Origin of the sequence: Mesobacillus maritimus (assembly GCF_044803185.1) — a bacterium.
In the GTDB taxonomy this organism is placed as follows: Bacteria; Bacillota; Bacilli; order Bacillales; family Cytobacillaceae; genus Mesobacillus_B; species Mesobacillus_B maritimus_B.
The window spans coordinates 1722520-1745539 of sequence record NZ_CP085225.1 but is presented as its reverse complement, the minus strand read 5'-3'; the positions used below and the strand labels follow the sequence as shown (position 1 = coordinate 1745539).

Annotated in this window: 17 protein-coding genes and 1 pseudogene; 5 read left to right on the top strand and 13 right to left on the bottom strand. The window is 34.0% G+C overall.

Annotation, left to right across the window (positions count from 1 at the left end; all coding sequences use genetic code 11):
* Positions 1–252: 252 nt before the first annotated feature.
* The 7 genes and pseudogenes from LG336_RS08270 to LG336_RS08240 form a co-directional block, all read right to left on the bottom strand.
* Positions 253–1023 carry a DUF6339 family protein gene (locus LG336_RS08270; RefSeq protein WP_404332096.1) on the bottom strand — a complete coding sequence of 257 codons (771 nt, stop codon included), beginning with the start codon at positions 1021–1023 and terminating at the stop codon, positions 253–255.
* Between the two features lie 26 nt (positions 1024–1049).
* Entirely contained in the window at positions 1050–1913 is an 864-nt protein-coding gene (locus LG336_RS08265; protein ID WP_404332095.1) for a hypothetical protein, read from the bottom strand.
* The gene (locus LG336_RS08260) at positions 1910–3742 is read right to left on the bottom strand and encodes a hypothetical protein (RefSeq protein WP_404332094.1); all 1833 of its coding nucleotides are present in this window, start codon (positions 3740–3742) and stop codon (positions 1910–1912) included. The genes LG336_RS08265 and LG336_RS08260 overlap by 4 nt, the downstream gene beginning before the upstream one ends.
* A 17-nt stretch (positions 3743–3759) precedes the next feature.
* Positions 3760–3993 carry a hypothetical protein gene (locus LG336_RS08255; RefSeq protein WP_404332093.1) on the bottom strand — a complete coding sequence of 78 codons (234 nt, stop codon included), beginning with the start codon at positions 3991–3993 and terminating at the stop codon, positions 3760–3762.
* An 854-nt stretch (positions 3994–4847) separates the two neighbouring features.
* Positions 4848–6692, bottom strand: coding sequence for a DNA/RNA helicase domain-containing protein (locus tag LG336_RS08250; protein ID WP_404332092.1), 1845 nt, complete (start codon positions 6690–6692; stop codon positions 4848–4850).
* A 10-nt stretch (positions 6693–6702) separates the two neighbouring features.
* Positions 6703–7020, bottom strand: coding sequence for a nucleotide pyrophosphohydrolase (locus LG336_RS08245; protein ID WP_404333117.1), 318 nt, complete (start codon positions 7018–7020; stop codon positions 6703–6705).
* A gap of 426 nt (positions 7021–7446) precedes the next feature.
* Positions 7447–10070, bottom strand: a pseudogene (locus LG336_RS08240) (TrlF family AAA-like ATPase).
* A 204-nt stretch (positions 10071–10274) separates the two neighbouring features.
* Between LG336_RS08240 and LG336_RS08235 the strand changes: the two are divergent.
* The gene (locus tag LG336_RS08235) at positions 10275–11360 is read left to right on the top strand and encodes a GTPase (protein WP_404332090.1); all 1086 of its coding nucleotides are present in this window, start codon (positions 10275–10277) and stop codon (positions 11358–11360) included.
* A gap of 186 nt (positions 11361–11546) precedes the next feature.
* Here the strand turns inward: LG336_RS08235 and LG336_RS08230 are convergent, their stop codons facing one another.
* Entirely contained in the window at positions 11547–12503 is a 957-nt protein-coding gene (locus tag LG336_RS08230) for a hypothetical protein (RefSeq protein WP_404332089.1), read from the bottom strand.
* Between the two features lie 245 nt (positions 12504–12748).
* On the opposite strand from LG336_RS08230, the gene istA reads away from it, so the two are divergent.
* Genes istA through LG336_RS08215 form a run of 3 tightly spaced genes read left to right on the top strand, consistent with a single transcriptional unit; the run spans position 12749 to position 15478 of the window.
* Positions 12749–14338 (top strand): IS21 family transposase, encoded by a 1590-nt coding sequence (gene istA, locus LG336_RS08225; protein WP_404332088.1) that lies wholly within the window; start codon positions 12749–12751, stop codon positions 14336–14338.
* Positions 14335–15108: an IS21-like element helper ATPase IstB gene (gene istB, locus LG336_RS08220; protein ID WP_404329940.1), complete on the top strand. Its 774-nt coding sequence runs from the start codon at positions 14335–14337 to the stop codon at positions 15106–15108. Before istA ends, istB begins: the two co-directional genes overlap by 4 nt.
* Positions 15109–15154: 46 nt before the next feature.
* On the top strand, positions 15155–15478 hold the full coding sequence (locus LG336_RS08215; RefSeq protein ID WP_404332087.1) for a hypothetical protein: 324 nt from the start codon (positions 15155–15157) through the stop codon (positions 15476–15478).
* A gap of 1453 nt (positions 15479–16931) precedes the next feature.
* On the opposite strand, the gene LG336_RS08210 is transcribed toward LG336_RS08215, so the two are convergent.
* The 5 genes from LG336_RS08210 to LG336_RS08190 all read right to left on the bottom strand — a co-directional run bounded on the left by LG336_RS08210 (position 16932) and on the right by LG336_RS08190 (position 21093).
* Positions 16932–17123, bottom strand: a complete 192-nt coding sequence (locus LG336_RS08210) for a hypothetical protein (protein ID WP_404332086.1) — start codon at positions 17121–17123, stop codon at positions 16932–16934.
* A gap of 21 nt (positions 17124–17144) precedes the next feature.
* A complete protein-coding gene (locus LG336_RS08205; protein WP_404332085.1) occupies positions 17145–18194 on the bottom strand; it encodes a hypothetical protein in 1050 nt (349 codons plus the stop codon).
* Positions 18195–18959: 765 nt separating this feature from the next.
* Positions 18960–19898, bottom strand: a complete 939-nt coding sequence (locus tag LG336_RS08200) for a hypothetical protein (RefSeq protein WP_404332084.1) — start codon at positions 19896–19898, stop codon at positions 18960–18962.
* 187 nt (positions 19899–20085) lie between these two features.
* On the bottom strand, positions 20086–20514 hold the full coding sequence (locus tag LG336_RS08195; RefSeq protein ID WP_404332083.1) for a hypothetical protein: 429 nt from the start codon (positions 20512–20514) through the stop codon (positions 20086–20088).
* A gap of 15 nt (positions 20515–20529) precedes the next feature.
* Positions 20530–21093, bottom strand: a complete 564-nt coding sequence (locus tag LG336_RS08190; RefSeq protein ID WP_404332082.1) for a deaminase domain-containing protein — start codon at positions 21091–21093, stop codon at positions 20530–20532.
* Between the two features lie 538 nt (positions 21094–21631).
* Here LG336_RS08190 and LG336_RS08185 point away from each other — a divergent pair.
* Positions 21632–22870 (top strand): IS4 family transposase, encoded by a 1239-nt coding sequence (locus tag LG336_RS08185; RefSeq protein WP_404332080.1) that lies wholly within the window; start codon positions 21632–21634, stop codon positions 22868–22870.
* The last annotated feature ends 150 nt before the right edge of the window (positions 22871–23020 follow it).

Below are 23020 nucleotides of genomic sequence, written 5' to 3'. Positions count from 1 at the left end.
GTAAAAAGTACCTACATTACCCTGAGTAAATGAAATGAAATCAGCGATTTATCGCTGATTTCATTTCATCGAAAGTACCCTGAAATATAATGGAGAAATGATTATCCTATTTACGAAAAAGGTATAAGAACTATAGTGCTTTCCACATACTTACATCATCGTTTATTGTACTCGTATAAAAATAAAATTTGACTTGGTTACTTACTTTGTTATATAAAGGATATTCCGCATACTTTTTGGAATAAATTATAGCTAATTTTTAGATAAATGTGGAACAAAGACACCCATATCCTTAAGGTAAGTATTAACCCATAAAATCAATTTTTCTTTTGCCTCTATCGGTAATAGTATATCCCACATTTCAACAGCTCCAGTTAAATTAAAGTACTGAGCGGTATCTCGCACAAGATTACGACGCTGTTTTGCAGTTAAATTTTGAATTATCTCATCCTGCTCCAGTTTACCAACGTAATCTAGCATTTCAAATAACGCCTTCATGGCCACTTTGTTACGAGATAGATATTTGTTTTCGATTGTTTGTCCAGCTAAATCTTGATCTTCTAATAATAATTTTGTATATTTGTAAGGGTCCTCTAATGATTCATCATAAGTTAACTCGACATACCACCATAGTCGTGATAAACCATTACGATACATTGCTTTTTGTCCAAAGTAATATCGTGTTTTGATGAATTCTATTGGATCTCCCTGAGCTTCCTCAACAGGCCAACGTTCACGCATATACTGCCAATATTCCGTATGCGTTAACAAAGTCCAATAGTTTTGGTCTGAAGCTAAAGTATATGGTAAATCTTTATAGTATGTGTATATACGAATAGCATTATCTAAATCATCGGCACTTCGTACTTTTAAATCTGTAACTTTTACTTGAGCAGAATTGGAAGACTGGACATTTAATTCCCGCCCTAACCAAGATACATCCGATTTATACAGATCCAAATTGCTTTGAATATTGCCTTTTAACTCTAGTAGTTTGGTATGGTCCAAATATAACTTTGTCATTCTATCATCCATCCAATCAGGTTAATTTATTCGCTATCTAGTAAAGCACTTAACGAATTAAGGGCTTCATTTACAACATTTCCTAAGATTTTATGAGCAATTACAGATGCGCCAGTTTCATTAATTGTTTTTGGATCAATCTGAAATTGGTTTAGTTGAAATAATATTGAGTTATACCATTCACTATCTTGTACTGGATCGTCACTGTTCCCTTGTTCAACTTCGCATATATAAGTTAAAGCATCTATTAACGCTGGTAAATAATACATCGTAATTAATAATGCGTTTACTTGCTCATAGCGCTGAATATAAGATATTTGTTCAAACACATTTGGCTGTAAGTAGATATCAATGGTTCCACTACCAAAAGATATTTCATATGGTTCTGGATTCTCCCCTTCCGAAGCACGAAGGTTAAAAATTGATTTAGTAGGAACAATTGGGTCTTTTTCTATTGGTAAAGCTACACCGGGTGCTACTGCTAAGTACATTCCTTTTTTGAAAGTTAATGTTACTCCGTTATAATCCTCATGTAACAATTCATTTTTATAATCGAAGATAGTTGAATTAGCAACTACCATAAAACTAACATCTACTAGTTTACTTAGTTTTTTTTGAGGAATACAAAAACTGAATTCTCTACTTGTTGTAGAGAATGCTTCACGATACATACTAGCCGTACATTCTATATGAGTAACAAATATTGCTTCATGATTATCAATTAACCCCTGTAATCGAGAGTTGTTGAGTTCAAATTTTACTTTGAACTCAACAATCCCCTCATTTTGAGGAGTTACCTCAATCAGCGTGGCTTTAAATGTGCTATTTGTATAATCATCATTAAATTCTGCTAACACAGGATGAGGATACGCTGTCTGTTTTATTTTCATACTGTCTTTACCTCCAAGGAATAAGGTGCTAATTCATTCAGTGTCACTTGTAATTCACAACGGTCTTCTTTTACAAGCTCAAGTGGGCCAATCAGATTGTCTGTCAATGAAACTGACATTAATTGATTACCCTTTCTAAGCTTTACGTTTTTCAATGAAATATCTACAAATCTCCCATTTTCACCCTTTGCTTGAATTTGCAACTTAACACTTCCAGCAACTTTCGGGGTAATTACTACTTTATAGAACCCATTAATCTCATCATAAATCGAGCGTACCGTTGAAACATCACCTTTCCTCTCTTTGGGCGGTTTTGGATTTGGGTTTGGTGGGGTTGGATTTGGGTTTGGATTTTTATTGCGTTTCTTTTTCTTAGTTTTTAATATTTCCCGTTGGGAAAATGAAAGTGGTACAATTTTAATAGACTTAATTTTTTCTTTTAGTGCCTCATCGCTAATCTCAGCCAAAGGTTCTGATTTATCACTCTTTTTAGGCAAAATTTGTTCTACACCTATTAAATCGATTGATTCCTTTTTAATTTTAGGAGCAAGCTCATGAACATTTTTCGAAATCCATTTATCGATTTTTTCAATGATCTTTTTGATTTCTTTATTTTTTTGCAATTCTTCATCCTCTGAGTTTTCATTAATATTCACATGCCAACCTTTATGTGTAGCTGTTTCGGTCTCAGATAATTTTTCATTTAAATCTGGACCTTTTATAGTTAAGAAACCTGCAAACCGCACTGGTGGTTTTCTAAAGTTGTCTTTGTTGAAGATTTTCATACCCGAAGATCGGTTCATAGAAATAGTGTTACTGAACTCGTCTCCTTTAGCTAAATAAAGTAACACAGGCTGTTTTTCAACTACACCATTAATATTTATATCAAGAGTATAATCCTTCCCCTTAGTTAATGCTGTGTAAAACTCTTTAATAATATGTTGTCCAGAAGGTTCATCCCGACAAATTTCATCAATAATGCCAGGGAGAGTTTCTTTAGAAATTTCTCTTCCATCTACATTGACTATAAGCTTTTCTTCATGAAATGCTAAAAGAAAGTTTTCAACAATAACTTTAACAAAATTATCTTTCCACTTTTCATCAAAGTTGAATCCAAAAATAAACTTATCTGTACCAACTTTTTCCCGTTTAAACTCATCCGGTAGGGAAGATAAATTTGTAATTGGTTTATATCCTTCTTTTATTCCAAAGTAGATATTTTCGCGATACTTTTTTCCTTCTTTTTTATAAGTAGCAAGTTTTGCTACTCCTTGAAATCCAGTTTCCCCTTGTTTGTTAAGAGTTCCATACAAAACCATATTATATTTCGAGGCTAAGAAGGGAGCGTGCTTCCCCAACCCGCGTGAACCATTAGACCCGGCTGGCTTATCAGAGTGTCCGCTACTTTTCACTAAGGAATTCCAGGTACCTTCGTCATCACTAGTAACATCACTTAAGCCAATTGTATTAAAATCTCGAACTCCTAAAATAGCTAATTCCTCTTCATGATCTATCGAATGATACATTTTTTCGTAGTGTTTATAAGTTTTCGGGTCCTTTGCCCATGTATCTCTAATTGCTCCAACAATTCCAGAAAACCCCTCTAAGTCAAGGAAATTTTCTTCTTTTTTCAATGTGAACTTTTTAAACTCTAATAGAACTGGTCCATCTTTTTGAGGATCTTTAGCATCAAGTGCATCTTGTGTCAATTCTCTTGGAACATGATATAAAGGGTTATCTTTAAAGTTTTCAATTCCTGCATGATTCAGTCCGCTTCTTGAATTGTCTGCATTTTCAGCAGAACTCCAGCCAATTTTATTCTCTATCATTTCATACACCTCTTTAATTATTTACGAAATTTAAATGCCGTAGCTTTGTCTTTTTCTCCATCATTAAATTTAGCTTTTAATAAACGTAACTCTTCATCTAACTTAGATAATATTTGCCTTACATGCTCATCGGTATAATCATAATTATTACGATTAGCTAAGTTACCAATTAATCGTATTTTCTTTATTATTTCGGTAACTCTCTTTTCAGCCAACTCTTCAAACTTCTCTCTTTTCTTATTTTCTATCATATTATTTTTCACCCCTAGCCAACAATCTTAATATATATCGAGCATTTAATATATTTATATTATAACAGTGCGCACAAATTTATTCAATTATTTTTCTAAAAAAATTACTATATTTATAATATGTATAATATATTTGTTGTATTTAGTTGTACAAAATCGATTATCCGTAGTAATTGAGAAGTCATCACCTAGCTTGAAAATTTATATATTATAAATTATGGAGGCACTGTCTCAATGATAGATCCAAATAAGGAACAAATTGTCTACTAATGTATTTTAGGAGGGTTAATCTCAAAGAGAGAAACCAAGAATAACAGCAACTGACCGTAAGTAAATATAAAAATATGAAGTAAACAGATAGAAATCGAAAAATCCAACCCTAATGTACATACAGGGAGCTAATTCATAAGCCAGTAGAAATTTCTAGATAAAAAGTGGGATTAGTACAAAGCTAGGGATGACAAAATAAATAAAACAAAAAGTAATGGGTTATATGAATTTCTTTTATTTCAAGGTCCTCATTAATTCCAATAAACTTTATCGTAAACAAAAAACGAATGAGGCCACCCATTCGTTTTTCATCTACTCTTCAATTGTTAATAGCTTTAACGGTATAGCCAAATTCTTCTCCACTTTTTCCCTTACACACAATATGAGTTACTAAATTGAGATGCACTGTTACTCCCCCAAGAACTACTTTGTTTCAATACAGGGACTATTGAGCTCAGTACCCCTCTTCTATTAAGAACTATACTATCACACGGATACAATAGTATTTCTGTATAACCTAAGTTTTAGTTCAATGTATAGATGGACTTGTCCGTTATAAAAAATACTATTTGTTCAGCAAAACCTCAAACTCTCCTTTCCAAATACTCCTGAAGTCCCTTATCACAACAATACACATAACACCCCTTCATCCCACGGGTCATCAATGTTTTATACGTATTTTTCACAAGAGTTTCAAGCGGGTCAGGTTGTCCTTTTTTAGGTTTTGCTGGTCTTGCACCTGTGTCTTTAAATTCATCACGCCGGACAACTAAGGATTGTGTTTTTTTGTCGTAGCCCAAATCTTTTCCTATAATTACCCCGACGTAATCCATCTCAAGGCCTTGGACTGTATGGATGCAGCCTATTTGGTAGGAGCATTCCGGATGAATGGCCCAGTCGATTCGATTTGGATCGTTCCAAGGATAAGCGAAATCATGTTCATCAATGATGACATCCTTAGAGAGATCTACTGCCTTTTTGTTTACATTCCATTTCCATGCATATCCCGCTAATAGCCTTCCATTTCGTTTGTTTACGATTTCCTCTACAAGGTCATGGGGGCTTGATACAAGTTTGAAATCAAAATCTCCTTCAAGCTTTTCATCAGTCTCTTCATTCCCAAAAATACTATCTAGCCATGAAATGTAGTTACCCGACCCTGAGCAACGGTACTGTGACTCAAGCTCGACCATATGAACCTCGGCCCCTTGCTTTTGGGCTTCTTCTTTGATGAGCGCTACATTGCCAATATCCTTTTTCGAAATCATTTGAAGGTCATCAACAAAGAAAACACTTATTTTAGAAGCACGGATGATTTGCGTCGCTTGATTTTCGCCCTCAATTTTCTTTTTCATATGACCATGCACTTTCAGCCGATGAGCTTCATCACAAATTAACACATCCAAATAATCATTCGGAGTTTCTACATAGGAAGCTGAACTTTTGAATAGGTCTCTTACTTCGACGTGCCCTGATGCCCCTATTAATTTTTTTCGTAAAATTTCCCTGAACGATTGATTTGGGGTAATGTACTCCACATAGGCACTCGTTTGCAGGATACTGCTCATCAGATTAAGGCCAATCACCGATTTCCCAGTACCAGGTCCGCCTTGAATGATAATTACATGCTTTTGGTCCGTTTGCGTCCTTATTTGGTTATACTTGCTCATTACTTTTTCATAAGCGACTTTTTGCTCGTCTAAGAGTACAAATTCTTGATTGCCATCGATGAGGGAAGCAACCGTATCAACCAATTTTTTTGATGGCCGGATATTCCCATTTTCAATTGCTTCTGCAATTTCCTTCCCATTTCCCTCTGAAACTAACTCTTTAATATTTTTCGCCAAATCTCTATCATTGAACTGAAAATAAATTGGAGATTCGTCTAAATACTTTTTATATCGATTATCTAACAGGGGTTCGGCTAATGTATCCTTGATATAGTTATGTAAAAATGCATATGACTTCAAAGAAATTGTTGAATCATCATACAGAGATTCATTAAAGTTCTGAAGATACTTTTTATAAGAACTTGCCTGATAAGAAGGGTGTACTGTCTCCCTTTCCCTTTTACCTAGAAAAGTCCTAACAATTCCGTCCCCCTCAGCTACTTTTGCTTTCTGCCATTGCTTAAGTTCAATAATCACTGCATTTTTATTGCCTTTGGCATCCTTCCCAGCAATTAAAAAATCAATTCGTTTCTCCGTGGATGGAAGTTTATATTCAAGCAGTACATGAGTATCTTCTTTTATATTTGCATCCCGGAGTACACGAGCCATCTGGGGTAAAGAATTTTCCCAAGACCGCAATTCACTATCAGAAACAACCTTGTTCATCTTAGTGAAAACATTTTCTTTCAGGACATAACCAATTTTCTTTTCATATATATGACTCAAAAAGCTAGAAGACTTTTCATTGTATATAATCATCGGCCATTCCTCACTTTATCTGAACAGGATATTTCACTTCATTTTTCTTCATCTTTTTCAACACTTCTTCTTCAAGATTCACGTCCATTTTATCAGCTAATTGGATAAGATATATTAACACATCAGCCATTTCCTCTTTTATATTCTGTTCTGAGTCACGAACAGCTTCAGCACTACTTTTCCATTGGAAGTTCTCTAGTAACTCATTTGCTTCAAGTGAAATAGAAAGCGCTAAGTCCTTTTCATTATGGTATTCTTTCCAACCCCGTTGATCTCGAAAGTCAAGTATCGTTTGCCGCACCTTATCCAAATCACTCGCTCTATCCATCCTACTCATTCAGTAAATTTATCCTATTTAATTTTACCACTTTTCTTAAATCTAAGTCGATTTAAGAAAAAATGGGGTAGCCCCCCTCGAAGTAACTCTTTACTCCACCGGGGGACTGACCCCAAAATTATCCTTTAATATGTTATCCCTTATTTCATGAAAGAGGACACCATGATGAACTTGTAATTTAGTACCCTTAACACCACTAATAAAGCAAGTAAGTTCGTACTTTTCGAAATGTTTTTGGCGCCAGAGTTTATCTTTTTCTCGTAGGAGATTTTATCAGGTAAGTATAGGCTATTAATCTTAGAAGTAACAAGAGATATAAATGGGCCGATTATTGGTGTTTTTAACCTTGAAAAATCATTTATAATCAGTACACAAAGGAACAAAAATAGTTTTTTGTTCCTTTTGTTATTTAATAAATCATAGATTGTATTTTACTTTTCTCATTTGAAAGGCTGTATTTCCTCCCTCTAATGTGTTTATCACTGACTTTTTAACAGAAGGATTATCAACAGAACCTATACAATCATCAACTATTGAGCCAATTCCATCAATTTCTTGCATTACAATAATTAACTCTGCATCTCCAAATACCGGGATATTTGCATTATGACTAGCAAAAATAAATTGTCTATTTAACTTATAATCTCTTAATCCATCAACAAAGTTATTTGCTATATATGCATTATCCAAGTTATCTTCTGGCTGGTCTATTATTAAAGGATCATTATTATCTAACATTAAGATGTTTAGAATTGCAGTACATTGTTGTCCCTTAGAAAGTTTATTAAGTGATTTAAAATTTTCCCCATCGGAAACCCCTCCTGCAGTATTTAACTTAACATCTATGATATCTAACAATTGTACTAGTTCAAGTTCTAACTTTTTTTCTAAAGGCAACTGCGCAATTATATCTGCCTTTGATTTAGTAATATTATACTCGCTCATTAGTTTATTGCTACCTTGATTAATATGTTCAATAAAGGATGGTAAAGAGAATTCTTCTTGCTCTCTTATCCAATTTAAACTCTTTGATCCTAATCCATCAATATCAGATAACTTTTCAATTAATTCTTCTCTATTTTGTTTTGGATGTACTTCAACTTGGACTTTTCCTTTGAGTTTTCCTTTATTAATTTTCTTTACTGCTTTTCTTAAAGCGTCAAAAGAATCATCTTCATTTTTTTTCAACTTTTCTAACAAGGTCTTCCTACCTTGAATAACCTTTTCTAATTCTTCCTCAATTCTTGTTGATTCGTTTTTACTTGGATTAATACGAGCAATTTCCGAAACAGTCTCTCGATACTCCATGGCTATTTCAGGCCCAGTCTTCCCATTAAATCCCTCTAACGATTTGATTGATAACTTAATTTCACCTTCGGATCCATTTTTTATTTCTTGCCATTGTTCGTTAATTTCATCAATCTTCCTAGCAGTTTCTTTGACTAATTTTTCATAATAATCTTTCAATTTGTTTAACTCCAAGTTAAAGCCATTTATTATCTCGTTAATAGTAATAAATTTTTCTGAGTTAGGTGTCTCTTTTATAAAATCGTCAGTAAAAGGTGTATTTACCTCAAAAATTTCTACTTTGTGTTCAGTAATTACCTCTAAAGATTTCTTTAGGTATTCTTCTTCTGTAGATAAATGTTCTATTGCACTCAATTTAGCAGAAATACCAGTATCCTTAAAAAACTTTACCTTTTCCTCAAGTTTAGGTAATTTAGAGACCTTATTGGATACCTCGTCCTTCCTTTCCATTTTATCTAGAAGACTTACGGCATTTTGTTTTAGTTCTTTTATAATTGCTTCTCTTTCTAAATGTTTATCTGTTTGATTTGGAAGAAATCTATGTAAAATACTTAATTTAGCCTCTTCATTTGAAACTAACTCAATAATTTCATTTTGACCAAATATTTCAACATGAGGTAATATATCCTTTACACTTAAGTTGGAAACGGTTCCATCGACATTCTCTATAACACATGGATCCTCGTATCTTTTTATAATCTTATATTTTTCCCCGTATCTTTGATTTGAAGTAACGTGCAACTCAATTCTTCCATTATCTAATCCTAAGTTTGCTTTTACTAATTCCTTAAAATATTTTATTGAATCAGCACTCTTTGGTTCACAATCTAAAGCATATCTAATGAGTTCTAGTAAAGTAGACTTACCAGTTCCTCTACCACCTATAGTAGTATTTAAATTTTTAGATAAATCAATTGATAATCCATCGAGATATCCTCCAAAAATCTCTATCTTGTCAAGACTACTATGATAGTGTTCATTCTGATCATATGAAAGTTTTACTCGTGCAGAAGGGTCTCTAAATGCCTCTTTAAAACACGAGAAATTTAACTCGGACATCTTTACTAAAGAATATGAATTTTTTTCAAGTAAGTCTTCGGGTTTACAAACATCCTTAGCATTAATAAAGGCAAAAGGAGTATCCTTTTTATACATTGGTTCCTTATTTTTTATAATATTTATATTTATATATCTAGGGTCTACCTCTTCTAGGCTATGCGGTATTTGCGCTGCTCTAAGTCGAACATCTTTCCAGACATGATTCATTTGACCCAATCTCAAAATCCCGTTGTCACTCGTTATATGTGCAGCATACCAAAAGCCACCAAGTTCATCTTCAACTAATTGGGCAATTTGAAGACATGATAACTGACTGGTAATACACCATTTTCTACATCTGTAAGCCCTAATCTACCTAAATATCTGTTTAACTGTTCTGGCTTAGTATCTTCTGAGAATAGACAAACAATATGAATTTTCTCAGCAGTGGCTATTTCAAACCCCGGAAAAACAGTAATACCATTCTCATTTAATAAATCTCTTAGTCTCTCTGCTGTTTCAATGTTTCCATGATCGGCTAATCCTACTACTTTAATATCTTTTGATATACAATTTTCTAGAATTAATTGGTTATATTCTTCCTCACTTGTATCATGCTTCCCACCTCTATAGGCAACATAACTATAGGGGTTTACTTGCAATGCACACTTATAAAATTCAGCATACTTCTTCATTTTTAGCCCTCCTTCTACTAATAATCACAGCATTTATTCCATTATATAACAAAATGTGCAATCTTTTTACCTACCCCTTTAAACCTTTCTAGACTACTAGTATTATTTATTAAATTTCCCAATTACATTCCTCAACCTCCTATATAATGGTATATTATAATTAGGAAAATACTAATATTAGTGGGAAAAATGGGAGGTTTTTTTTTGGACGATAATAATATCTATGAATCTATTGACGCAATAAAAGAAGAGTTAGAAAAGTTAAATCAAACTCAGGTTAGAATAGCATTATTCGGACAACCGGGCTCTGGAAAATCATCATTAATTAATGCGCTAATTGGTGAAGATGTAGCAAGAGTTTCTCAAGAAACTGATACTACAATAAGTGAAGATCCATATAAATGGGAGGATTTAATCCTAACCGACTTACCGGGTTATGGCACCAAAAATTTTCCTGCTGATTCTTTTTTTGAAAGATTTGATGTGCTTAGTTATGACATCTTTATTTGTGTATTTTCAGGTAAATTTAAACAAGAAGATACAGAATTTTTCAGGAGACTTCATAAAGAAAATAAAAAGTGCATTTTTGTTAGAAATTCAGTAGACAGTATGTTTGAGAAAGGGAAAACAATAGAGCAACTAAAGGAAAATGTTACAAACGATGTTAGAGAACAGGTAGGAAAAGATGTAAAAGTATACTTCACTAGTTGTCGAACTGAAGAAGGACTAGATGATTTAACCCAAGCGATTTATGAAAACTTAAATAGTGTTAAGCAGATAAAATTTTCATTAGATGCAAAAGCATATTCTGAGGATTTTTTAGAAAAAAAGAAAAAAGCATGCTATAAGTTTATTTATTTAGGCTCATCTCTTGCTGCTGCAAATGGAATAAACCCTATTCCATTGGTCGATATCACTGTGGATCTCTCTATACTTACAGGAATTTTTGATCGCATAAGAAAATCTTTTGGTTTAAGTAAAGAAATAATTGAAGATAATAAACCTTTATATAATGAAAGGTTACTTTCTATTGTAAATAATGTCTTAAAATATTCTACTAAGACAGCAATCACTAAATTACTCGAAAAAGTTGCTAAAGACCAACTTGAGCAACAAGCAGTAAAAACAACTCTAAAGCAGATTGGAAAGAGGATACCACTAATTGGTCAAGGTATTTCAGCCACTACATCTTTTATTGTAACCTTTGCAGCCAGCAAGAGTTATTGTAATGATTGTGCAGAAATTGCTACAGCAATTCTAAAAGATAAACTCTATTCCAGTACAAATTAAAATAAAAAAGAAGTAACAGGGAAATACCTCTGTATTCCCCTGTTATTTTTTTGAAAACTAACGTTTAAAATTTGTCCAACCATTCTCTTTTGATCTCCAATTTCACTCGCTGTTTTACCTCTATTTGTTCCAGTTCACACCTATCTAAATACGAAAAAAATAAAAAGAGGGTTAGCCCCCCCCCCTTTACTCACTACTGATCATTTGTGCAATCTTCATAGTCTGTAACTCTTTTTGAACAATGCTTATTGACGTAATACTACTCTTGGATCGTTGAGTTAATTCACTAGGTAGCTTTTCAATCTTATCTATAGAAGCAACTAAATCCTTTTCTAAACTTTCATTTATATCTGCCCCAATTTCAGAACTTCCTTCATTTTCTTTCCAAAACTGAATTGCATCTAGCGTATTTTTACCCATTTCCTGTATTGAAATAAAAAGGGATCTAGTTTTATTTACTGTAGTTAAAACACTTGAAGATAGTTCAAGAACTTTATGAGCTTCTACAGTAGAATTTCTTAAATCTTCAATATGATAAATCAAGTTTGAGTTTAACTCTTGTTCAATTTGGAATAACTGTTCAATGTTTTTTTCCTTTTGATATTCTTCATATAATAAATTTAACTTTTGATGAGAATCACTTATCTCCTGTTTAATAACTGTTAAGTTCTCCAAACGAAATAGTATGCTATCAATTTCATCAAGTTGAATCTGTAGAAAAGCTAAATCAGTACCTATCTTACTTACAGCAGGCTGGCCAACAAAAGTGTTGACCCCTCTAACAACGGTAATTGCTGTACCAAATTTGCCTATTGCATCCCTTATAGGGGCTAAATTTCCTTTTAGCCACTCAGCATTTTCAACTAATAAATTTATATCCTGATTGTAATTATCTAGATCGCTAATTATTTTAGGTAGTTCAGTTTCTATTACTTTTAACGAATTATTTCTAGCTTCATTTACTTGGTTCTTCATAGTATTTATCTCTGTTGGGTCACTAACACTATTGTTGACAGCTATTTGACTAGCTGTATATCCGATTGAACCTGAAATTAACATTGAGGAAATAATTGTAATTGGAAACAAATAACTTTGAAATACCTGTTTCTTGTTAGATACAACCCTCTCCTTCTCCACTTCCATATGCGGCTCCTACCTTCTTGTAATTAATTACCATTTTTGACCTGCACTCCAAATTTTTCTATAAATGTCGAATTACGGACCTTATGTATTTATTATACGACGTTTTTCATGAAAATTTTTGTCAAATTTAACAAATGTATTTGATAATCTAAAAGTGGGCCACCGTAGTCATTGAAAACTCCCCCACCTGGTTTATAATAACCCATGACGAAATACTGTTATTTCAACGTGGGGAGACTGGGGCGATGATAGATTTGAATAAGAAACAAGATGTATTACTAATGTACCTAAGGGAGGGGAAATCTCAAAGAGAGATAGCAAGAGTAACTGGAATTGATCGGAAAACAGTAAGTAAATATATCAAAGAATATGAAAGTAAGCAGCAAGAAATTGAACAATCCAATGATAGTGTACTTACAGGGGAACTAATTCAAGAACTCGTAGAAGCGCCTAAATATAAAGTTGGCATTCGACCAAAGCGAGTAATGACAAAGGAAATAGAATTAAAGGTTATCGGTCATCTTCAGGCCAATGATGAAAAGCGTAGGAAAGGTCTCCGAAAACAGCTAAAGAAACCAATTGATATTTTTGAAGCTTTAGAAGCAGAAGGTGTGGAAGTCAGTTACAGTACAGTCCTACGGACCATTAGGAAAATTGAAAAAACAACCAAAGAGGCTTATGTAAAAGGATCATACGATCCTGGGGACATATGCGAGTTTGATTGGGGTGAAGTGAAACTTAAGATAAACGGAAAGTGGACAAAACTCCAAATGGCATTATTTACTTCAGCTTTTGGAAATTACAGAATGGCATTTTTATTTAACAAACAGAAAATGGAATGTTTTCAAGAGGCACACGCTTTGTTTTTTAATGAGGTTGGTGGTGTGTATAAAACAATGGTCTATGACAATATGAAAGTAGCTGTTAAACGATTTGTTGGTACAGAAAAGGAACCTACAGAAGGTTTATTAAAGCTTTCTATATACTATGGATTTGGATACCGTTTCTGTAATGTACGTCGTGGAAATGAAAAAGGCCATGTAGAGCGTAGCGTGGAAGTGATTCGTAGAAAAGCATTCGCTTTTCGTGATACATTTGAAACTTTAGAGGAAGCAAACCAATACTTGCTTGAGATTTGTAAGAAGCGTAACCGAAAACCACAGCCATCCCAACAAAACCAGACTGCCGAGGAGTGTTTAAAACAGGAACACAAAAACTTCCTCCATCTTCCCCATCCGTTTGATGCAGCACGAATCCAAAACGTGCGAGTCGACAAGTATTCAACGGTAGTCATTGATCAAAGCCACTACTCGGTCCCAGATCATTTGGTTGGCGAAATTATAAAGGTGAAAATCTACTCAAATCGTATTCTATGTTTCTATGAAGAGAAAAAAGTAGCTGAGCATATTCGTCTAACCGGCTGTCATGAATGGAGCTTACAACTAGAACATTACATAGAAACGCTAAAGAAAAAGCCTGGTGCATTAGCTGGTAGCACAGCATTACAACAGGCAGACAAAAAAATAAAAACAATTTATGAAACCTATTATAACAGTCACACAAAAGAATTTATAGAGTTAATGCAGTATTTAAAAGATGAAACTACGCTTAGTGAAATTGAGCAGTGTATTGAAGAACTTAGAAAGATACATCCAAGCCATGTGACAACCGATAAAATCAAAATCTTATGTGCTAAAAACAAGAATAAAGTGCTCTCCTCTGTTCCTAAATCAAAAGAAACAAAGGATATTAAAGATTATGCCAAGTCGAATCTCAAATTGTATGATGAGTTATTTCAGACAGAAGCAGTAGGAAAAGAGGAGGCCATCGCATGAGTAAGCCAAAGGATTGGATAGAAGATATATTTAACTTTAGTAAGGATTTGAAGCTGCCTATTATTCGTCAATGCGTTCAAGAGCAAATAAAAGAGGCTTCTCAAAAAGATGCCAGTTATGAAGAATTTTTGGCTTTATTATTACAAAAAGAGTGGGACTATCGGCAAGAAACTGCCCAATATAATCGTATCCGTCGGGCAGAATTTCCTTATAAAAAGCACTTGGAAGATTTATTGATATACGAATTACCGGAAGATGCTCAAAAAAAATATAAACAGCTTAGGACGCTAGAATTTATAAAGGAAGGCAGAAATCTAATTTTAGCAGGAAGTCCAGGCACCGGAAAATCGCACATGGCAATTGGTTTAGGTATGAAAGCCTGTGAGGAGGGCTACAAGGTTTGGTTTACAACCGTCCCCTTATTAATTAATCAACTAAAGGAATGTCGTTCAGAAAAGACTCTAAGAGCATTCCAAAATCGTTTTGAGAAGTATGATTTGGTGATCGCTGATGAGATGGGTTACATATCGTTTGATAAAGAGGGAGCTGAATTATTGTTTACTCATCTTTCCCTTCGGGCAGGTCAAAAATCAACTATTATCACAACAAATTTATCGTTTGAAAGATGGGAAGAAATCTTTCAAGATCCAGTTATGACAGCAGCTATGATTGACCGACTGACTCATCAGGCCTATCTTGTCAATATGAATGGTAATTCGTATCGTATGAAGCAAACGAAAGAATGGCTTGAGACGCAAAAATTAATGTAGATTCATCTCGAAGAGATAGATGCAAAATGGAAAAGGAGATTACTAGATGAATATTGTTTCGGTCGAGGAAGTAACCCTTTACTTTCAATCATACGGGTTGAAATGTGATGAAGAACTGGTTAAAACCTGGCTAGACGAGGAAAAAAACAAATCAAATACAACCATCTTCAATGAACAGATTAACGAAGATTACCTCTATACTTTCAATGATTGGTGCAGATGGAAAGGAACTGCTTATGAAGATGGAATTGATGATCAAACAAAAATGGACCGCCTTTTTGAAGAAGTTATTGAACTCAAAAAGGAAATAGAGAAATTGGAAAAGGAAAAAGCTGCATTAGAAGAATCGTTGGGTGTTCTACCCTTTTAAAAAGTAGGTTCCTCTGCCTATTTGGAAAAATTAGGTGGAGGAATTTTAAATGCTTAAGTGGGGGATTTTTCGATTGACAAATACAACAAACTTGCGAATAATTAAATCAATCATTTAATCAAACGATATGTTCTCTACTAAAAACTACTATTCTTAAAGAAATGACTGGATGTAATGTTTATTTCTCAAAAATGTTAATTGCCGTATTAATTGATTTTTATTTAGATGGATGTGAAGGGAAACATAAGGTAAGGAACTTGAGAAAATTATCCCGTTTTCTAATTAAATGGCGAACAGTGACTAGGCACTGTTCGCCATACTTTATCTTTATTTAAAATCGACACTCTAGAGAAATCAGGCTTCATAAATTTGTTTTGGACTAAGTGAATCTTGATTCCAAAATTCATTTAATTTTATTATTAACCCCCCATTCCCAAACTTTATTTTTGATAAGGGATTGTTACCTATACTTAAAGCTGCATATGAAAGAAAACTTAAAATTTCTTTTCTACGTTTATTGAGACACGGGGACGGTTCTCAGGTCCCCATACGGGAGTCGAAGTAAAGTGGGAGAAGGAGTGTGGCTTTACGCATTTTTTTAATACTTATTATTTTTAATATAAATGATTCACTGTGGCTGATGATTAAATGTCATGGCATTGGTAGCATTTCTTTATTTTATATTTTTTTGTAGCGATGTGAAACATGGGGACGGTTCTCAGGTCCCATTCTGGGGTCGAAGTAAAGGAGGAGAATGAGTGAGGCTTTACTCATTTTTTTAATACTTATTACTTTTAATATAAATAATTCACTGTGGCTAATGATTTTAAAAGTCATGGCATTGGTATCATTTCTTTACTTTATAAATTTTTTGTTGGCTGGATAGCGATGAAAAATATGTATTTATGTGGGACGGTTCTCAGGTCCTATTTGGGAGTCGAAGTAAAGGGGGGGGAGAAAGAGTGTGGCTTTAAGCATTTTTTTAATACTTATTACTTCTAATATAAATGATTCACTGTGGCTAATGATTTAAATGTCATGGAATTGGTAGTATTTCTTATTTTCTGGTTAGTGATGAAAAATATGTATTTATGTGGGACAGACGAACCGTCCCCATGTTTCTCCCCATGTTTCTCCCGTGCTCTAGGAACCGCGGGAGGAAGAGGAGAAACAGACGATTGAAACTTTTGAGAATATATAAGCTCAGTTGAATTCGAAATTGATGAGGTTTATGATATATGAAAGGTGTCGGTGCGGTAACACTGGCATCTTTCATAGTATTCCTAACAATGTAGTAGCTAATTAAATTCATTATTACCATATTTTATTTACAACCTGAATTGGTTTAAGAAGACCTACTTTATTAGTAATTATTTTTAGAAATACGAAAAAAGGAAGTATGTACTTATCCTTTCTTTTCTTTTTCTTATTGTAAAAAATACATATCTTATATTTATCTACTATTGTATCTCTTACCAGCAATATCTTCCCAATTAAGTGGGATTGCTCTTGAATAATGAGGATCATTAGGTGAAAGGGGGGCCTTTCTCAATTCAACATCAAGCCCTAAACTTTTACTTAGCTCCATAAACTTCTCGAGGGTTGTTTTACCACGCGATTCTTTAACTACAACAGTCTTCTCCATGATACAACCTCCTTACATAACTTAATTATAAACCCTTTGTAAACCTTCTTCAACAGCTATTTGCTTACTGGTCAGAATATTAATTAACTCCGCAGACAAGTTACCAACTTCAGTCTCTATGCCCCTGTTCTCTAAAGTGAGAACAAAAATACTCTGAGTTCCGTCTGACAACTTTAACTTAATTGTTAAGTACTTCCTTTCTTCTTTGCCATTTTTTACATCGCTTTTACTTGAGTAATTAAATTCATAAAGAGGTTTGTCGTAAATGATCCCTCTCAATATACCTGTTCGAGACAAGGAATTTAACTCATCAATTATTCTTTCCAAACTACTCATTCTTAGTTGTGCTTGTAAGTTTGTCAGGTCTAACAATATTTGGTAAAACGCAAACTCAATTGCGTTTTCTACTGATGCATTCCCCGGTGGGATTTTACTGAGTTTTTGTAATAATTCAATAGATAACTTAACAATTTCTTCGTCTGAGTCATCATCAGTAGTTTTTCTATATAATAAGACTGCTTTTTCATATCTTTTCAATAAATCAGATGGTAATTCAAAATATTGCTGCAACAAAGCATTCTGATTAATGCCCTCCATTGCATATCCTTCTTGATGCTGAATTTTTATTCTAGTTACATCTTTATTACGTTGAATGAAGTAACTATATCTTTGAACAGCAATTACCGAGGAATTTGCTTTTGTGAAATTTTCCAACGTTTCATAAATCATCTCACTTTGCTTAATTCGATTAAGAACCCCAAATTCACGCCACAATCCTCGAGTGTGTTCTCGTAAATCCTGTTCTCTTTTAGCAAGTTCAAGCTTTATTTCATTTATTTGATCTTTTTTTTGTTCTAAGTCCTTTACATGTAACAATTCGACTCGTTCAAATTTTTCATTATGGAAAAGTATTATAAGTGCAATTATCTCTAAAAATACAAATAATATGAAAGCGATTAATCCAATAGAAATATCTTCTATAGTTCCAGCAAAAAATTGTGTAAATAAACTTGCAGCCAAACCAAATAAAGGTAAAATAACTACAGCAATCCAATGATAGATAGTTTTCATAAACGGACTCCCCATGAAAATTAGTGATATGAAAATATATTTCAAATGTTAATCGGAAAATAAGAATAATGAAAGGTAAAACAACACCAAGCGACAAGCACTTCCTAATATCATAATATCGAATTAACTGAATAAATCCATCATTTTTTATTATTTACCTATCCTCTTTCTAAGAAATCAATGTTACATTTCTTAGAAGTTATAATTAAGTTTTCCTTTCCTAACATAACAGTTCACAAAAGCATTATGTGTTTCAGGTATTTTCTTGTGTAAAAAATGTGTAAAATCATTTCAAATCCCACCCTTTTCATCCTTTTTCCCACAAAACAAAAAACACTCGCAAACATTGATAAATCAACATTTGTGAGTGTTCTATCGTTTCTTAATTTAACTCGATTTTACCTAAAGATACCGATAGTCGGGCTCGAAAACACCCTCTTAGGTATGGGTGCCTAGCGCAACCCTAGGAACGGTAGATTTTATTCAAGAATACGACTTTAGGTATTTAGCTATGAAAAATTAAGATTCGGTGCCTGTGCACTACCCGAATAATCTCGTTTCACATTAATGTTTCACAAGCAAAAATAATTGAAGCGTAGCTACATCCCTACGCTTCCTCGCAAGCCATAGCTTCTGTAAATCTATGTAGAAAAGCAGAGTACGTCCCCCTGCTTTTCTACAATGTATGATGACAACAAGTAGCTAGAAAAGGGTGGTCTCATCCTAAGTACAACGTGCTTAGTCTGGCGTCTTTCTAATACCAGCTTATAAATAGAATCTATAAAAAGGGTTTGAAAATTCTTCCTGAACACTACCACTACGGGATTTTTCATAATCCTTTTCTTTAAGTGCTTCTTCAATTTGGTTACTATACCCATCTACATATTGTAAAGCGGCTGCAGTCAGAAGAGACTTTACCTCTAAAGGAGTTAACCACATATATTCATACAATTCCTTGCTTATTTGCTCAATCGTCTTTGCCCCTTCTTTTTGGGCGATAACATCGATCATTTCTTTAATAACTTGGTTCTTTCTCTCATCTCTATCATCGATGGCTTCATAAGTGGACACCGTCCAATAGAAACCGTTGTAAAATCGCTGTACGACAACATAGGTGTCTGTATTTCTAGTTAATATATCAGTTCCATCCTCAGTTCTAACAAGTTTGCCTTTATCATCACGGATATATATTTCGTCTTTTCCCATCCAAACTAGATAGGGGTCTGAATCAATATACAATGAATATTCTGGATTGCTTATGTATTTGTATTCCAGAAAATCAGGATCATTCTCAGAAGGCATTAGCGGCTTTTGCCGGAAAAATTCATGTGCTAGTTTCTGATCAAAAGGGCGCCCCTTCTCCTCATATAGATTCTTTATTTGTTTTCTAATGTCCCTTTCAACAATATAAAAGAGGAATTCTGACTGTGAAGGATGCATGTCAATATCTATGGACCTTTGAAAAAAGGAAAGCTTTTGTCTGTCCCACTTTTCTAAAAGCTGTTTTCTATTCATACGTATACCCTTTCCTTGCTGAAGCTTGCTCCTCTTCTCATCTAAATAGATTCTTCTATCTTGCTTTACAAAATCGAGTGCTTTCTCATATACCTCAAGGAATCTTTCTTTTCTTTGAACCAAAAGACTTTCAAGAAGGTCACTAGCCTCTCTTGAATAATCAAACTCCTTACTAAATTCAGATCCCATTTAACCACTCCTAGGCCATCTTTTCAATGTAATTGGAACGTATTTTAAAAGTAAATTTATTCTATTGGACTTTAGATTCATTAATAGAATGAACATATTTTGTCCTATTTAATAAATCTTAATTGTGTTTGCCATTAGGAACACAACAAAAAAGCTTGTAGGGAAATCCGTTTTCCCCACAAGCCTTCTACATTTCTTTAATCCGTTCAATTTGATTACTCAGATACTCTATCGTTTCGATCTTTCCTCTAGATTCTTTTGCAGAGTTAGTTAACTCTAACAGTTTGTTATAAACAAAGCGCCTGTTTGCTTTGCTTACATTCATCCATTTAAATAAGTCTTCTAAAATCATATCAGTTGAAACAGAAGGGTCACCATACTTGGCTTGAAGGTTTTCCCAACTTTCTCTTATGTCTTTATCTACAGATTCACGTGAGCGAGTGTAAAGGAAATCATCAAGAATCCCTGGTGTTCTAGGCGGTATCTCTTGGGGTTTAGGTTCTAAAATACTTTCTACCCTTGGCGGAATCGTTTTCTTTTTCTTATGATGAAGTGGGCGTTTGTGGTTTTCCTTGTCTTCTTTCATAGTGGAAATAAAGTTGCCCTTATAATCCATAAAAAAATCACCCCTTTAGACTATATTATACGGATATTCATAATAAATTGTAAGTTCTATACGCGGAAACAGGCGGGTAAACTCAATAATGTGATGGTCACAACTTAAACAAGGTTCTCTATCCGTGTACAATTTAATCCAACCTTCGTTATCAGTGTATTGAGAATCAAATATCGTAATTAAATGCTCTAGAATCTTTGACTCAGTGTCCCTCCACCTCTCCATGCTTCCCTTACCTATTTCTCGTCGATCATTTACCTGTATAGCGTACTTACCCTGGCCCTCTATTACAAAATCACTTTCCATAAAGTGACCGCTAGAAACTCTACTATGCGCAACAAAAAATTCGTGTCTGCCATATTTCTCACGGAATTCTTCTTTAATTGTATTTGGATTATTTAGCTTATATTCAGCATACCCAAGATTTCCATCGATAAGCTTTTTACACTCTTTATCCCCAAGCACTAATGTTCCATTATCTAAGTATTTTTGTACGATGGTGTTAAAAGCTCTTTGAGCCATTCCCTGAAATCCCCTAGCTTCCAAGCTTTGATCACAACGGCTTCTATTTGCTTTCATTCATCAATTTCCCCCTACAGCATCCCTTTAAATCAAATAATCAGAAATAATTTTATAAATTTTATAAAAACTAACTGCATATTCTTCAATCTATAATTATATCATTTTATTTCCACATAGTGCATTTTGGAAGAGTTACTTAAAATATAGTTTAGCCATTCCCTGAGTTAGATTCATGTTCCTTCATTTCTTGCTTGTTTATAAACTTGAGCATTGAAACATTGTAAATGAAATCTCCAAGAATCCGCCCTTTTTACAACAATTCATCGATAAGACATGCAGTTTTGCCATTGATGATTGTTCCGCCAAGTAATTAAATCCCCTTGCTCCTGCAGCTTGTCTACACTTTCTTCGACTGACTTCATTTGAGTGATGAAACAAAAATGGGGTCAGTCCCACTGGCGTTGCATTGTTTGAAAATATTCACATATTTTCAATAAAATGTATTTATGCACAATAAAAAAACTCCTATTGTAGAAGTTGTTGACCTTGTTTTGTTCCCTAAACAAACAAGTCTTCTACAAAGGAGTTTTTCCAATTGAGTAATAAAAGTATAGGCCGTGAACTACTTATTTGTCAATGCTTGTCTCTGCTTCCGACAGAGGACTTTGACTGTCCTTTAATTGATTACGGGAAGTATAAGCTTTCTTCGAAATCTTTACTCAAGATATTTGTCGCTGCTCAACTAGATCAATGGAGCTCATATTCTCATATGACAGAAAAGCTAGATGCTTATCCAAAACTATGTAAGGAGATTGGTATTACTGATATAAGCGGTTCTCAGTTAAGCCGCCGTATCAATGATTTACCAACAGAATGGGTTCAAAAGCTTTTTGTGAAAGTTGTTCAGAAGATTAATAGACTAACACAATATAAAAAAGGATTGCCAAATGGGATAGGACGCTTAAAAATTGTTGATTCCACTGAGATTAGATTACCCGAACAATTGTGTGATTGGGCTTTTATTTCAAAAGGCCATAATGCGGTTAAAATACATACTAGATTGGTTGTTGTTTCGCCAGATATCGCATATCCGGACAAAATAGTGCCTTCAACTGGAACGGTGAGTGATTTTGAGAGCTCAGATATTTTAGTTGAAGAAACAGATTCTACTTACGTAATGGACCGCGGTTATCCTTCTAAGAAGAATCTCATGGATTGGCAAGAGAAGGAGATTTCATTTGTGGTTCGGATAACGAAGGCTCTTCGATTATATACATTGGAAGAATACGAACCTACATACCCCTCGGTCATTAAAGATGCCAAAGTATTATACGGCATATCTAAAATACCTCTCAGATGCGTTGAGTTTGTAGATAAAGAAGAGCGAAGCTATAGGATATTAACAACTAGGTTCGATCTAACCGACCAACAAGTAATGGAAATTTACCGTAATCGCTGGATTATCGAATTGTTCTTCAAATGGATTAAACAGCATTTAAAATTAACAAAGATCTGGAGTACGAAACCCCAAGGTATCTGGAATCAAATGTTTTTAGCTCTAATCGCCTACGGGCTGTCCCTTATTGTTAAATTACAAACCAAGTCCGAAAAGACACCCTGGGAATTCTTTCGGCTTTTACAAACCTATCTTTATAAATCTGTTAGCTCTTTTAAGAAGGGGTTACGACCAAAAAAGAAGAGAAAATCTAAAGGAAGACAAAAAATTCCCATTTCAACCGAAAAAAAGGCACCAGCATTTGGTAACGTCGCCCTAGTAAAAGAAGTTAAGAAAAAAGAAGAAAGAAAAAACCCAAGAAAATTAGGTAACTATTAGAAAAGAAAAAGGGAACAAGGTCATAATAAGACCCCATTCTCCTTTTTTCTTCACGAAGAGAAAATTGAATGTAAAATATTTGAATAAATTCAAATTAATTACTACCGTGCAAGACTAGTGGGATTGACCCCAAAATTCCAGGGGCTTTGT

Bases quoted from the DNA above. Each gene is read 5' to 3' on its own strand.
- LG336_RS08270 (WP_404332096.1), bottom strand. From the start codon at position 1,023: ATGACAAAGTTATATTTGGACCATACCAAACTACTAGAGTTAAAAGGC.
- LG336_RS08265 (WP_404332095.1), bottom strand. From the start codon at position 1,913: ATGAAAATAAAACAGACAGCGTATCCTCATCCTGTGTTAGCAGAATTT.
- LG336_RS08260 (WP_404332094.1), bottom strand. From the start codon at position 3,742: ATGATAGAGAATAAAATTGGCTGGAGTTCTGCTGAAAATGCAGACAAT.
- LG336_RS08255 (WP_404332093.1), bottom strand. From the start codon at position 3,993: ATGATAGAAAATAAGAAAAGAGAGAAGTTTGAAGAGTTGGCTGAAAAG.
- LG336_RS08250 (WP_404332092.1), bottom strand. From the start codon at position 6,692: ATGATTATATACAATGAAAAGTCTTCTAGCTTTTTGAGTCATATATAT.
- LG336_RS08245 (WP_404333117.1), bottom strand. From the start codon at position 7,020: ATGGATAGAGCGAGTGATTTGGATAAGGTGCGGCAAACGATACTTGAC.
- LG336_RS08230 (WP_404332089.1), bottom strand. From the start codon at position 12,503: ATGGAAGTGGAGAAGGAGAGGGTTGTATCTAACAAGAAACAGGTATTT.
- istA (WP_404332088.1), top strand. From the start codon at position 12,749: ATGATAGATTTGAATAAGAAACAAGATGTATTACTAATGTACCTAAGG.
- istB (WP_404329940.1), top strand. From the start codon at position 14,335: ATGAGTAAGCCAAAGGATTGGATAGAAGATATATTTAACTTTAGTAAG.
- LG336_RS08215 (WP_404332087.1), top strand. From the start codon at position 15,155: ATGAATATTGTTTCGGTCGAGGAAGTAACCCTTTACTTTCAATCATAC.
- LG336_RS08210 (WP_404332086.1), bottom strand. From the start codon at position 17,123: ATGGAGAAGACTGTTGTAGTTAAAGAATCGCGTGGTAAAACAACCCTC.
- LG336_RS08205 (WP_404332085.1), bottom strand. From the start codon at position 18,194: ATGAAAACTATCTATCATTGGATTGCTGTAGTTATTTTACCTTTATTT.
- LG336_RS08200 (WP_404332084.1), bottom strand. From the start codon at position 19,898: ATGGGATCTGAATTTAGTAAGGAGTTTGATTATTCAAGAGAGGCTAGT.
- LG336_RS08195 (WP_404332083.1), bottom strand. From the start codon at position 20,514: ATGGATTATAAGGGCAACTTTATTTCCACTATGAAAGAAGACAAGGAA.
- LG336_RS08190 (WP_404332082.1), bottom strand. From the start codon at position 21,093: ATGAAAGCAAATAGAAGCCGTTGTGATCAAAGCTTGGAAGCTAGGGGA.